General features: G+C 58.6%; 12 protein-coding genes, 1 tRNA gene and 2 pseudogenes. 8 read left to right on the plus strand and 7 right to left on the minus strand.

The annotated features are described in order from the left end of the window. Positions 1-7: 7 nt before the first annotated feature. The 4 genes from imuA to KGB14_RS07320 form a co-directional block, all read right to left on the minus strand. Positions 8-625, minus strand: a complete 618-nt coding sequence (gene imuA / locus KGB14_RS07305; RefSeq protein WP_223485249.1) for a translesion DNA synthesis-associated protein ImuA — start codon at positions 623-625, stop codon at positions 8-10. After that, positions 625-1242, minus strand: a complete 618-nt coding sequence (gene lexA / locus KGB14_RS07310) for a transcriptional repressor LexA (RefSeq protein WP_123356666.1) — start codon at positions 1240-1242, stop codon at positions 625-627. Before lexA ends, imuA begins: the two co-directional genes overlap by 1 nt. Positions 1243-1317: 75 nt before the next feature. Continuing rightward, positions 1318-2289: a Gfo/Idh/MocA family protein gene (locus KGB14_RS07315; protein ID WP_223485251.1), complete on the minus strand. Its 972-nt coding sequence runs from the start codon at positions 2287-2289 to the stop codon at positions 1318-1320. A gap of 17 nt (positions 2290-2306) precedes the next feature. Beyond that, a complete protein-coding gene (locus KGB14_RS07320; protein ID WP_038982892.1) occupies positions 2307-3194 on the minus strand; it encodes a Dyp-type peroxidase in 888 nt (295 codons plus the stop codon). A gap of 206 nt (positions 3195-3400) precedes the next feature. Here KGB14_RS07320 and KGB14_RS07325 point away from each other — a divergent pair, with 206 nt between their 5' ends. Beyond that, positions 3401-5026 (plus strand): NADP-dependent glyceraldehyde-3-phosphate dehydrogenase, encoded by a 1626-nt coding sequence (locus KGB14_RS07325; protein WP_223485253.1) that lies wholly within the window; start codon positions 3401-3403, stop codon positions 5024-5026. A 44-nt stretch (positions 5027-5070) separates the two neighbouring features. Further along, entirely contained in the window at positions 5071-6114 is a 1044-nt protein-coding gene (locus KGB14_RS07330; RefSeq protein ID WP_223485277.1) for an FUSC family protein, read from the plus strand. 8 nt (positions 6115-6122) lie between these two features. Here KGB14_RS07330 and KGB14_RS07335 read toward each other — a convergent pair whose 3' ends face one another. Further along, complete coding sequence (locus tag KGB14_RS07335; protein ID WP_223485255.1) at positions 6123-7016, minus strand: DMT family transporter; 894 nt, start codon at positions 7014-7016, stop codon at positions 6123-6125. A 134-nt stretch (positions 7017-7150) separates the two neighbouring features. Here KGB14_RS07335 and KGB14_RS07340 point away from each other — a divergent pair, with 134 nt between their 5' ends. Next, on the plus strand, positions 7151-7588 hold the full coding sequence (locus tag KGB14_RS07340) for an Lrp/AsnC family transcriptional regulator (RefSeq protein ID WP_008006559.1): 438 nt from the start codon (positions 7151-7153) through the stop codon (positions 7586-7588). A gap of 233 nt (positions 7589-7821) precedes the next feature. Here KGB14_RS07340 and KGB14_RS07345 read toward each other — a convergent pair whose 3' ends face one another. Continuing rightward, a complete protein-coding gene (locus tag KGB14_RS07345) occupies positions 7822-8493 on the minus strand; it encodes a Bax inhibitor-1/YccA family protein (RefSeq protein ID WP_223485258.1) in 672 nt (223 codons plus the stop codon). 123 nt (positions 8494-8616) lie between these two features. Here KGB14_RS07345 and KGB14_RS07350 point away from each other — a divergent pair. From KGB14_RS07350 to KGB14_RS07360, 3 genes are all read left to right on the plus strand, one after another. Then, positions 8617-8704: transfer RNA gene (locus KGB14_RS07350), tRNA-Ser, on the plus strand. A gap of 832 nt (positions 8705-9536) precedes the next feature. Then, positions 9537-9713 carry a DUF3606 domain-containing protein gene (locus KGB14_RS07355; RefSeq protein ID WP_223485260.1) on the plus strand — a complete coding sequence of 59 codons (177 nt, stop codon included), beginning with the start codon at positions 9537-9539 and terminating at the stop codon, positions 9711-9713. Between the two features lie 359 nt (positions 9714-10072). Next, complete coding sequence (locus KGB14_RS07360) at positions 10073-11224, plus strand: polymorphic toxin type 44 domain-containing protein (protein WP_223485262.1); 1152 nt, start codon at positions 10073-10075, stop codon at positions 11222-11224. Between the two features lie 497 nt (positions 11225-11721). Here KGB14_RS07360 and KGB14_RS07365 read toward each other — a convergent pair. Continuing rightward, positions 11722-11976, minus strand: a pseudogene (locus tag KGB14_RS07365) (lysis protein); the annotation flags it as partial. A gap of 38 nt (positions 11977-12014) precedes the next feature. Here KGB14_RS07365 and KGB14_RS07370 point away from each other — a divergent pair. Both KGB14_RS07370 and KGB14_RS07375 read left to right on the plus strand, forming a co-directional pair. After that, positions 12015-12182, plus strand: a pseudogene (locus KGB14_RS07370) (IS66 family transposase); the annotation flags it as partial. A 334-nt stretch (positions 12183-12516) separates the two neighbouring features. Next, positions 12517-13035: a cysteine hydrolase family protein gene (locus KGB14_RS07375; protein WP_223485264.1), complete on the plus strand. Its 519-nt coding sequence runs from the start codon at positions 12517-12519 to the stop codon at positions 13033-13035. Positions 13036-13384 lie beyond the last annotated feature (349 nt).

The following is a 13384-nucleotide window of genomic DNA, read 5'->3' on the forward strand; positions in this document are numbered from 1 at the left end:
GGCAACCTCAATGCCCCACGGCAAAGGCAATCGGCGCCGAACGGGCCAGCCCACCCCGGCACTTGAGCACCCGCAACTGAGCAGGCCTGGCGTCGATGGCGATGCGCAGGGCCGCTGGCGACGGGTTGATGGCTTCACTGAGCGAGCGATAGGCGAATGCCAGGGTCTGGCCGGTTTCCGCCGCCACCTGCAAACGTCGCAACGCCCGATCGTCGGCCTTGTGCGGCCAGCACAACACCGCCCCGCAACTGCCCGAGCGCAGGCATTGTTCCGTCGCCCACAGCGCATCGCGCTCGCTGGCCTGGATGATCGACAGTTGCCGCAGATCGACTCCGGCGTTCTGCCAGGCCTGGGGATATGGCACGTAAGGCGGCGCCACCAGCACGATGCGCTCCCCCGCCGCCGACAGCCGCGCCAGCGCCGGCCACACCAGTTGCAATTCACCCACGCCCTGCCCGGCCAGCAAAATTTCGGTCAGCGCCGCTTCCGGCCAACCGCCCGTGGGCAACGCCGCATCCAGCGCCGCATGCCCGGTGGGTTGCGGGCTGACGGCCGGTGGCGCAGGCCGGCCCTTCCAGACCTGGCCGCCATTGAACAGCGTATCCAACGCAACGACGGCGCCCATCACCCTTGCCTCACCAGACCGCAGAACACGCCTTCGATGGCCAGATCCTGATCGGCTCGGACGATGATCGGTTTGTAAGCCGGATTGCGCGGTAACAGGCGAACAGAATCGCCGACTCGCTCAAAACGCTTGATGGTGACTTCGCCGTCGAGCCGCGCCACGACAATCTGGCCATTGACCGCCTCGGGATTGCGCCGCACGCCCACCAGATCGCCGTCGAGAATGCCATCCTCGATCATCGAATCGCCCTGCACCCGCAGCATGTAATCCGGCACCCGCGAGAAGATAGACGGATCGAGCAGCAAACGGCTGTGGACCTCGGCATCGGCACCGATCGGCGCACCAGCCGCCACTCGACCGAGTACCGGAACGTCCAGCAGCTCGGGCCGCGGCGGTTGATTCAGCAACCGGATGCCGCGCGCCTGATGTGGATTGACCTCGATGAAACCGGCCTCGGTCAGCGCCAGCACGTGCTTGCGCGCCACGCTACGGGAGGCGAAGCCAAAGGCCTCGCTGATTTCAGCGAGGCTCGGGGGCTGACCGTGTTCGGCGATGCGATCGCGGATGAAGGTCAGGATGGCGGTACGGCGGGGAGTTAAAGTCGTCATGGAGTACATTTGTACTCTTTCCGGGTTTTCCTGACAAGTATTTGTAGGAATCGTGTGGGCAAGCGCCCTCGCCACAAAAGCAGATCAGCAGCCGCGCTTGAGGATCTGGTCCATCACCCAATCGGTTTTCAACGCTTGTTCGGCCAGCGCCGGATGCTGAGCCTCGCCACGGATGTGGGCGTTCATGCCCAGCACGTGGTGCCACTGGATGTGTTCGTGATGCTCGATATGCAGGCTGAGGTGCTGATCGGCTTCCAGCTGCACCGGGTGTTCGTCGAACACCGAAAAGCTGATCCGGCCTTGGCTGCCGATCAGCTCGACCCGGTCCTCGCGGCGGTCCGCCACGAAATTCCAGCAGCCCATGCCCAACGCCCCCGACGCAAATCGCCAACTGGCGCTGACGGCATCTTCGGCGGCATAGAGGCCTGCCTGGTGTGCAGTGAAACCGGCGACCTCGACGATGTCGCCCAGCAGGTACTGGAACAGGTCGAAGCCATGGCTGGCGAGGTCGGCGAAGTAACCACCGCCGGCAATCGCCGGATCGGTGCGCCAGTTGTCTGCGCCGCCAAGATCGCTCGGTGAAGGCGCTTTGGTCAGCGTCCAGGTGAGGTGTCGGACGTCGCCGATCCGTCCTTCCTCCAACCATTGCCGCACCTGCTGGAAGCGCGGCAACGAGCGTCGGTAGTAGGAAACGAACAGGTGCAGCCCGGCCTCGGCAAAAACCTTTTGCATCTCACGGCTTTGCCCGGCGTTCAGCGACATCGGCTTTTCGACGCAGCAATGTTTGCCGGCGGCAGCCACTTGCAAGCTGTAAGCGTGATGACTGTCGGGGGGCGTGGCGATGTACACCGCGTCCACCTCGGGATCATTGATCAACGCATCAGCATCGGTGTAGACCCGGGCAATGCCGTGGCGCGCAGCGTAATCGGCCACCGCCTCCAGACGCCGTCCCATCACCGCCACCAGCGCCGAGCCGGGCGCCTTGTAGAACGCCGGCCCGCTCTTGCGCTCGGCCACACTGCCGCACCCGATCATGCCCCAGCGGACCACGTTCATAGACACTCCCCCCAGGTTCAACCGATGCGCAGTGCGCGCAGGTCGAGGCGACCGTCCTTGAGCGGTGGGCACCAGTAGTAGCCGCCGGTGATCGGTCGGCTGATGCGATACAAGCCGTCGGTGATGCCGTCTTCCAGACCGCTCATGCGTCGCAGCTGGGATTCGAACGCATCGAGGGAAAAACCGAAGGCCAGGAACATCAGGCCGGCACGATCGCCTTCAATCCACGGCATCGAGCGACGGACCACGAAAGCTTCGGGCGTGAAACTTTCCTGGGCGGTGCGTTTGACGTGGGCAGAGATTGGCGCGTCGTCGAGTTCTTCGTTGTCGCTCAGGCGCCGCCCCATGATGTTGTCCTTCTCGTGGGACGGCATCGCGTGAAAGCCCTTCAGGTCATGCTGCCACTGCTGGATTGCGGCGAAGCTGCCACCGACCAGACCGTCCGCGCCTTCGCTCAACAGTGCGGCCGCTACAGCGGCTTCGTCGTGAGGGTTTTCGGTGCCGTCTTCGTAACCGGTCAGGTCATGGCCGCTCATGTGGCGGAAAGTTTCGTTCATCTGCACCAGACGCAGGGCCGGTGCCAGCGCGGCTTCGATCGCGTGGCTGCGATTGAGCAATTCGCCACGGTCAACGCCATGCAGCCAGCACCAGAGTGCGTGTTGGGTCGACGGGTTGTCGACGCCGACACCGACCAGCGCAGGAAAGGCGCGCAGCCCGTCGATCTGCGCGTGCAGCGCCTTGACCAGGGACTCACCGAAACCGACCACCGCCGACTTTCCGTCCACCAGGCGCATCAGGTTATCGAGCGCAGCCGGCAGTGCCTCGGCAGATTCAAGGGCGAAGAACATATGACGAGCTTGAGGCGGAACAGGGGTGGCGAGAATGCCCGGCTGGTAATAACTCATATGAACTCCTTAAAAGAGTCGGAGTTTAACCGGACCACCGTCAGTTGTGTGCGCTCAGGTCAAAAGATCAGAACCCGGGAGCGGGTCATGACAATGTGTTGCAATCTTGGTAAAACGATTCAGCTATGCTGATCAGGCCTTGACCTGATAACGGAACGTAGCGATAACACCTTATCCGCATCACCCAATCCAGACGGGGTAGCGACATGACCACAGCACAGATCCTTGGCAACCTGTTTCCCACTGCCGACAACGTCCCGGAAAAGTATCGCCTCAACGGCCAGACCGAACAGCGCGAATACCTGGTCGATGGCGAACTGAAAACCTGGTCTGGTCCCCTCGCCCAAGTCCGCAGCCCGGTGTACCTGAGCGGCGCGAATGGCGATGAACAAGTGATCCTCGGCAGCACGCCGCTGCTCGATGCCGACACCGCACTGACGGCGCTCGACGCAGCCGTCCGCGCCTACGACCGGGGTCAGGGCCTGTGGCCGACCATGCGCGTGGCCGAGCGCATCCAGCACGTCGAAACCTTCCTGGCTCGCATGCGCGAACAGCGTGAGGCGGTGGTCAAGTTGCTGATGTGGGAGATCGGCAAGAACCTCAAGGACTCGGAAAAAGAGTTCGACCGCACCTGCGACTACATCGTCGACACCATCAACGCCCTCAAGGAACTCGACCGCCGCTCCAGCCGCTTCGAACTCGAGCAGGACACCCTCGGCCAGATCCGCCGCGTTCCGATGGGCGTCGCGTTGTGCATGGGGCCTTACAACTACCCGCTGAACGAAACCTTCACCACGCTGATTCCGGCGCTGATCATGGGCAACACCGTGGTGTTCAAACCGGCCAAGCTTGGCGTGCTGTTGATTCGCCCGCTGCTGGAGGCGTTCCGCGACAGCTTCCCGGCCGGGGTCATCAACGTCATCTACGGCAGCGGCCGCGAAACCGTCAGCGCACTGATGGCCAGCGGCAAGATCGACATCTTTGCATTTATCGGCACCAACAAAGCCGCCAGCGACCTGAAAAAACTCCACCCAAGGCCTCACCGCTTGCGCGCAGCCCTGGGCCTGGACGCGAAAAACCCCGGCATCGTCTTGCCAGAGGTCGATCTGGACAATGCGGTCAGCGAAGCCGTTACCGGTTCCCTGTCGTTCAACGGTCAGCGCTGCACCGCGTTGAAAATCCTCTTCGTCCATGAAGACGTGGTCGAAGCGTTCATCGAAAAATTCAACGCCAAACTCGCCAGCCTCAAACCCGGCATGCCGTGGGACAGTGGCGTGGCCCTGACGCCATTACCGGAGTCAGGCAAGGTCGACTACCTGCACACGCTGGTGGCGGACGCGGCCAGCAAAGGTGCAGCCGTAGTCAACCCCAATGGTGGTGAGTCCCGGGCATCGTTCTTCTACCCGGCCGTGTTGTACCCGGTGACCCCGCAGATGCGCGTCTACCAGGAAGAACAGTTCGGCCCGGTCGTGCCGATCGTGCCTTACCGTCATCTGGACACCGTGATCGATTACGTTTTGGAATCCGACTTCGGCCAGCAACTGAGCATCTTCGGCACCAACCCGGTGGCGGTCGGCAGGCTGGTGGACACGTTCGCCAACCAGGTCGGCCGGATTAACCTCAACGCCCAGTGCCAGCGAGGCCCGGACACTTATCCGTTCAACGGTCGCAAGAACTCCGCCGAAGGCACGCTGTCGGTACATGATGCACTGCGCGTGTTCTCGATTCGGACTCTGGTGGCGACCAAGTTCCAGGAAAGCAGCAAAGAGCTTCTCAGCGAGATCATCAGCGGACGAAACTCGAGCTTCCTGACCACCGACTACATCTTCTGAGGACACCGAGCCTGAGCATCATCAGAGGCCTTCGACTGCCACCGCTGTTGCGCCGCATACTGCGTCCGTTGCTGGACCCGTACCGGCGCTACCGCCACGCCAAACTGATCCATGCGGTGCGGGTTTCGTTGGGATTGCTGGCGACGATCCTGCTGACCACCGGCATCCACCTGCCCCACGGTGAATGGGCGTCGGTGACCATGCTGGTGGTGATCGGTGGCTTGCAACACCACGGTAATATCGGCAAAAAAGCCGCCGAGCGGGCCATCGGCACCTTGATCGGGGCTGGTGTCGGCTTATTGCTGGTGGCGCAACAGGCCTGGCTCGGGATGCCGTGGCTGACCTATTTCGCGATGTCGGTGGTGTGCGGATTCTTCTCGTACCACGCCATTGGCAAGGGCGGTTACACGGCGCTGCTGTCGGCGATCACCGTGTTTATCGTCGCGGGGCACGGTGACAACCCGGTCACCGATGGCCTGTGGCGCGGGGTGGATATTCTGATCGGCATCGCCTTGGCGCTGGCCTTCTCCTTCGCCCTGCCGCTGTACGCGGTGTACTCCTGGCGCTACAACCTGGCCGATGCGTTGCGCGACTGCGCGGCAATCTATGGCCGCATCATCAAGGGTGAGTCCGTCACCGCTGACGAACACTTGCAACTGATGAATCGCTTGAACACGGTGATGGTGCAACTGCGCTCACTGATGCCCTCGGTGTCCAAGGAAGTTCGGGTTTCCATGACCGAACTCGATGCGATTCAGCGCAATCTGCGGATGTGCGTCAGCATCCTGGAAATTCTCGGCAATAGCCGGCCGAATGCCGATGACGCCGAGGCAATGGACCATCTGCAATCGGCATTGAAAGCCGAGCACCGACAGATTCGGGTACAACTGATCGGTATGGCTCGGGCATTGAAATCGGGGGCTTCTCAACGGCTCAGCCGGCCAACCGAACCGTCACCGGACTCAACGCTCGATGCGCCGGTCTACAGTCCGCTGGATGGCTATCAACTACTGACCCGACAATTGACCGCGAACATCGGCGAGATGCGCCAGCGCCTGGCGAGGACCGCACCGCGCTGGAACATCTGAGGGGCTGATTACTGTGTAGCCACTCGCCGAAGCTTCAAACCCCAACCCTGTTGCATCCCGGCGGCGGCCAACAGAATCGCGGCGACACCTATCCATTGCAGCGGCTCCAGGCGATGGCCAAAGGCGAACCAGTCAACGAAGATCGCTGCAATCGGATAAATGAATGACAACGCCCCGGTCAGGGCGGTCGGCAGTTTTTGAATCGCGCCGTAGAGCAACACATACATCAAACCGGTATGCACGATACCCAATGTCACCAGGCTGGCCCAGGCACTGGGCGCTTGCGGCAGCGCCGAAAAGTGCGCAAACGGAGCGAGCAACAGGACGCCGGTGCAGACCTGGATCAACGCGATAAGATGCGGTGGCGTGCCGGTCAGGCGTTTGATGATCAACGCGGCAATCGCGTACAGAAACGCCGCCCCCAGCGCCAGACCAATCCCCATCAGGTAATCATTACCGCCCTCGCCCTGCTCGCCATGGGCGCTGACAATCGCCAGCATCCCGAGAAACGAAATGCCCAGCCAGAACAGTTTTTGCAGGGTGATTTTCTCCCCGAGAAACAGTGCGGCCAGCCCCACCAGCATGAACGGCTGAACGTTATAAACCGCCGTGCCAATCGCAATTGACGCGCGGGAATAGGACGCGAACAACAGCACCCAGTTACCGACAATCGCCACACCGCTCAGTACGGCCAGCAAGAAAGTGGTGGACGTCAAAATGCCGGGGCGAAGGAAACCGAACGCCGCGCAGATCAGCAACAAGGTGGCGGCGCCGAACACGCAGCGCCAGAACACCACGTCCAGCACCGGTTGCCCGGACACCAGCACGAACCAGCCAATGGTCCCGGAAATCAGCATGGCGGCGGTCATTTCAAATGACCCGTGACGTATTGTTTTGTCCATCATCAGCCTCCTCTATTCGAGCCCAAAGTATGCCAATTCGCCGGGAGGCTTCTCCAGCGCCAAAAGCAGGCTAAACTCGATTTCTGCCTTTTTTATCAAGGCTTATTCAACTGATTGCCTAACAGGGGTTCGCCATGACCGACGACATCGACCAAGTGCTGATCAGCGCATTGATGGAAGACTCACGCCGCTCTCTCAAGGCCCTGGCACAGATCAGCGGTCTGTCCTCGCCCAGCGTCGCCGAGCGCCTGCGCCGCCTCGAAGAGCGTGGGGTGCTCAAGGGCTACACCGTCGAGATCGACCCCAAGTGCTTCGGCTACCAACTCCAGGCCATCGTCCGCATCCGCCCGCTGCCGGGCCAGTTGCAGGAGGTGGAGCGCCAGATTCAGGCCATTCCCGAATTCACCGAATGCGACAAAGTCACCGGCGACGACTGCTTCATCGCCCGCCTGCATGTGCGCTCGATGGAGCAACTGGACACCCTCCTCGACCGCCTCAACAGCCACGCCGAAACCAACACGGCCATCGTCAAGAAGACGCCGGTCAAGCGCCGACTGCCACCCATGGCGTGAATGCTGTTGGAACAGCGTAGGTTGATCTTTTTCTGGCGAAGGATTGGCGGCATGAGAACTCAGGTCATGGTACTGGCGGCGCTCCGTTGTTGTATTTCTACTCATCAATGTCCGGCCCGGAGGCGCATGCAGGCTGCAAAAGTCATGAATCACGCCGCTATAGATCCGTGGAACAGCACCGCAGTAGGCAATAAAAAACCCGCCGAAGCGGGTTTTTTACTCATGGTTTGCGATTAATCATCGCGGCTCATGATGCCGAAGATCTGCAACAAGCTGATGAACAGGTTGTAGATCGATACATACAGGCTGATGGTCGCCATGATGTAGTTGCGCTCGCCGCCGTGAATGATAGCGCTGGTCTGGAACAAGATGCAGACCGAGGAGAACAGCACGAAACCTGCGCTGATCGCCAGTTGCAGGCCGCTGATCTGGAAGAAGAAGCTCGCCAGTGTCGCCCCCAGCAGCACGAAGAAACCGGCCGTGATGAAACCACCAAGGAAGCTCATGTCCTTGCGGGTGATCAGCACATAAGCCGACAGGCCGCCGAACACCAGCGCGGTCATCGCGAAAGCCGAACTGACCACTTCCGCGCCGCCCTGCATGCCCAGGTAACGATTAAGGATCGGGCCGAGCAGGAAACCCATGAAACCGGTCAGCGCAAACGCAGAAACCAGGCCCCACGCCGAATCACGGAGTTTGTTGGTGAGGAAGAAAAGACCATAGAAGCCGATCAGCACCACGAAGACGTTCGGGTAGCCGACACGCATCTGCTGGGCCACGTACGCCATCACGCCGCTGAATGCGAGGGTGAGAGCGAGTAAGCCGTAAGTGTTGCGCAGGACGCGGCTAACCTCTAGCTGCTCAGCCTGCACGCTGTTATTAACTGCGTAATCCTGTTCGCGCATGGCGACACTCCTGTTGGTTTGAAACGTTCAGTCGCAAAGATCATAACAGACGCTCTGTAACAAGCTACGTAGAGAGTTTGACAGTGTGTTTCATTCAGGTATTATGGCGCCCGCAACGCAAACGGAGGTGTGGCCGAGTGGTTTAAGGCAACGGTCTTGAAAACCGTCGACTGTAACAGGTCCATGAGTTCGAATCCCATCGCCTCCGCCATCTTTATACGACAAAGCCCTGATTATTCAGGGCTTTGTCGTTTCTGGGGTTTGGTGCCGGAAGCCCTTCCTGCGATGTGTTCCATAACTATTATGGAAGTGTTCCATAACTCACGCCGTTTTCGACCCCTTCCCCGGCGTTCCTGCCGATGAATACCCTGGCTCCTTTTGGCTGAGCGTCTATGGTTACATTTCTACTGTGTCATGCACCCAGGAGACGATCATGCCTAAATCTGGCGGAACCAAAATCGCATCGGGCGGAGCTGGAAAAGGAGGCGGTGGGGGTGGCGGAGCTAAAGCCCCTGGCCTCATAAATGGACCCAGCACCACAGGGAACAAATCTGGCCCTGGTCGCGGCAACGCGCCTCCTAAGGCTAAGTAATCGCAATATTTGCCGGCGCCTAACCTTGGGCGTCGGCAACAGGTTATTTCTAGGACCAATGCTCATTTGCCCGACTTCCTTCCAGCACTAGCACCCCATGCTGGGGACTGAGCAAAGCTAACCTATTGTTTTACAAAGAATATAAACCCTATTTAAGGTGGCAAATCATCCGCTTTTTTGTGCTTATGCAAACGATAAACCGTGGCCTGCAGCGGCGGTTTTGCGCAAGACTCTCCACTGGCGCAGCACCTGCCAGTCTCTGCCCAAAATGTCGGATGTGCGGATTAGCTGGAGTTTTTGGGTTGGGGGTTTTAAAGGTCTTCAGGGGGCAATCAATCTTCGGTGCCGTCGTCGGTGATGCCAATCATCGGTTATGCGCGGCGCCACCTCGCGCCACTCAACAGCACTGCTAACCTCCTTGCGCAGTACCAACCCAACTAGGAGAAGCAAAATGTCGGACGATCTCACCAAACGCCGCCCGCAGGATGCATCAAAGATCAATGTGCATGAGCCCTATGAGCTGAATTACTGGTCTGATCACTTCAAAGTGTCTAAGGAGAAGATCAAGGAAGCAGTTCAGAAGGTTGGCGTAATGGTTGACAAGGTAAAAGTTCACTTAGGTAAGTGATTACCTGAGCGGAGGATCACAAAGTCTTCCGCTTTTTCAGCGACCGGCAGCCGCCGCGGAATACAACTCCCGCCCATACCCCAGTCGGTGCCGTCGCCCGGCCAGCAGCACCTTCACCTCAAGCAATACCCTCCCCTGCGTCCTGCAAACCTGCAACCACCTGTAGCAACCTCAAAATGCCACCATTCAAACCCTCGTGCTAGAGCGGTTACCATTCGCACCCAAGTAGTGACATGGAACACAGGGAAAGCTGAGCTCAGCTTTAGGAAAAGTCCTACAGTCAACGCCTGAGCTTCCCGGTAACGTCATTCTGCCCCAGCCTCAGGCCGGGAATCCCCAAGGACGAACAAGGACGATTCATGATTTCTTCTGCACGATTGGGTGACAAACACGTCTGCCCAATGCCCGGTCATGGCACCACGCCGATTGCCTCTGCTTCCGCTGACGTCAATATCAACTTCATGGGCTCTGCTCGGGTAGGAGATACCTGTGGCTGTGGAGCTGTTATCACCACCGGGTTTCCCTCTATTCAAGTGAACGGACGCCCTATGGCCCACTTGGGTAGTCCCACCAGCCATGGCGGAACCATCATCACCGGGTCAGGCGATGTTGGTGGAGGGTTTGTCATGGGGGACGCTGGCGGTGCAACCATCATCAACTTCATGGCTCTCGGAGCATTTCGGCCAGACGGCACCGTGGACGATGAGAAAATGGCCACACTGCTGGCTGATCCGAAGCTGACAGAAAAGGCAACCGCTGCTAATGCTTTGGTAGATCCCAATGCAGCGACTAAGCAGCAGGACGCGAAGCCTGAGCCAAAGGCGGAACCTGCCGCTTGCAAAGACCCTGACGAAATGGAAGGGCTGGCCAACTACATCGCCGGTGAGATGAACCGAAACATCCTGAGCCCGGAAATCTTAAGGATGCAGAGGCTTAACAACTATGATCCCACTGCACCGGACAGGGAGCCTCCCCTAGTCACAGGCTTGGGCGGACCGGCGGCCCGCGCCCTGAACAAGTACAGGGACAGAGCTACATCGTGGGTAATCTGGGCAAGTAAAGTGGGCCCAAGGATGGATTGGGATCACAAACCGAAACTTCGTAAGCTGTTTGTTGGACTGCACCATAAACAGGGTGCATACGAGTACTTTTACGATATCTGGTCGAACATCCACTATGGATACGTTGGAATAATAGGAGGCTTGTCAGAGAGTGAGCTACTGGATGGCGCTGGGGCTGCACAATTTTTGTCGGACGCCGCTACCAAAGCTGCCGAGATGAACAAGCCTGAAGCGGAGAGAGTGCACCCCGGTCCACATACTACGGCGAGTCCATGGACTGAACCGCGATCATGGGACGATGTTGCCGATAGGGTATCGATTAAAATTGGGATGACGCTCGCCAAACAGCATCCCACAGGGGGAGTAACCGCGAAGATGATCATGGACGAAGTGTTAGCAGTACCACCAGAGAGCTGGGGAGATGGAATCCGTGTCCACAAATGCCAGTAAGCGTCGGACATGGTACATACGGATACTGTGGATACCTGTGTTGTATTTGGTGGTCACTCACTGGGACATAGCTTTGCCAACCGTGAATGTTCACTATTCTAAAGCTGGGCGAGATGAGTTCCGGTACATCTGGAACGTCCAAGACCGGATTTACAAAGGTGGGATGCTTCCCGGAGGTGGCGCAGTTGATAATGGCGTGCTCTTTCCAGACGATGAATTCTTCATGGAGTTTTCGTGGTGGAGCAAAAAAGAAGGGCGAAACCATTGCATCAGCATCACACCGAAGTGGCCCAACACCGACGTCTACCTAGACGCAGATGGCAACATCGACATGCGAAAAGAGAGCGGAACGGACACAGACAGGTTGAAAGAGTGTCAGTGGGACCGAGCCAAGCCCTAGGCAGAGCCCCCCAGAACCGGGCCGTATTTTTCGGATGTTGCTCAGGGCTTGCCAGGGTTCAAAGCAGAGAGATGAATTTACGGAACTGGCCCCTCGTTTACTTCGCCACTGAAACTTCCCTGACGTACGCCTGGCAAGCACGCAGCGCAATCAATCCGCGGTCGCCGCGGTCTGTGATGGCGATAATTCGTTGAGCATGCGCGGGGTCAAGTTCGGCTCTTGTGCCTCCATGAACCACGCCGCCGGCGCTGGCAGCGGCTGGCACCCCGTCACCACCACCGGCGGGGCCGGTGGCGAGTAGGACTGACAACCGGACATCAGCAGTGGCAAGGCGATCAGACAGGCGTTGCTGCATGCCTGGCGGGGCAGGGTGTAATGGTGGCCTTGAGCAAGCTGGTGTACGACGACTTCGCTGGCTACAAAGCCGGCTTCGAGAAAGGCATGATCGAAATTGGTTGTATGGCTCATGCCCGACGCAAGTTTTTCGATCTGCACATGGCGAATAAAAGCCAGTTGGCAGAACAGGCACTGCACTCGATTGGCGGCTTGTACGAAGTTGCCGACGCAGCGGGCGAGTGAGATTGATCAACTGCTGCCGCATCAGTGGGTATCTGTCTGAGTTACACAAGACCTGATGTCCGTAGACTTACACTACGCCGTCTGCCAAAAGCACTCACTCTAGGATTCTGGCTTGTCAGATCGCTGCAATATTGCTAGTGTCGATCCATGACTACCTATTGCCTCACCTCGACTACCACCACCACGACCGCTGAAAGCGGAGCGTGCGAGGTGTCGTGAGCCAATAGCAGACGAACTTCAAAGGCCCGCCAGCGATGGACAGGGCCTTTTTTATGCCCTTGTGTCGCTGGCTCAAACGCAAGGAGATGCACCCATGTACGCCCTGTTGATACTCGATATCCAAGTCGGGCTTGTTCACGGCCCGGAAAAACTATGGCGCTGCGAAGAGTTGTTGGAAACAGTGAATACGCTGATGGACAAGGCACGCAGCGCTGGTGCTCCAATTTTTCTGTCGCGCCACATCGGGCCCGCTGGATCTCCAATCGAACCAGGCAGCCCGTTGACGATGGTTGCGCAGGAACTGAAACTTCTGGGTGGAGAGGTGGTATTCGAAAAGCGGCGGCCTAACGCCTTCGAAATGACCGACCTGGCGGACAATTTGCGGTCTCGCGGGGCTACCGGTGTGGTAATCACTGGCATGAAAACTCAATACTGCGTCGACAGCACCTGCCGTGCTGCTCGTGATCTTGGCTTCGATGCGGTACTTGTCTCCGAAGGTCATACCTGTTCAGACACGCCAGTGATGAAAGCTAAGGACATCGTTGCTCATCACAATGCAACTCTTGACGGGCCGTTCTGCCAGCTAGTTCGGGCTGAGGAGTGGAGCTTCTAGCAGAGCCCGAAACTACGGGAATACACATGACTTGCCGTAAGCACTGGCACCATGTGACATTCCCGTACTTTAAATGGGACGCTATGGGTCTGCTGTATATCAAAGATACGAACACCGTCGCATCTGGTGATAGGCCGCAAGATGTATTGCCGGAACGCTTACACACCTTGACCTAAAGCGTCAACTTGAATAAGTGCCTCGGCAATCCTTTCGATGAGATCCTCATAAGCTAGAGCGAGGAGACGTGGAGGTCTCTTATACGCTCTGGGTGGAAAGCAGAAACCGCAAGAACGATCAAATGCTTCCCCCGTCCATTTGATAATGTTGCTCTAGCGTTCATGGAGGTTCG

It is taken from the genome of Pseudomonas sp. A-RE-19 (assembly GCF_019956555.1).
Lineage (GTDB): Bacteria > Pseudomonadota > Gammaproteobacteria > Pseudomonadales > Pseudomonadaceae > Aquipseudomonas.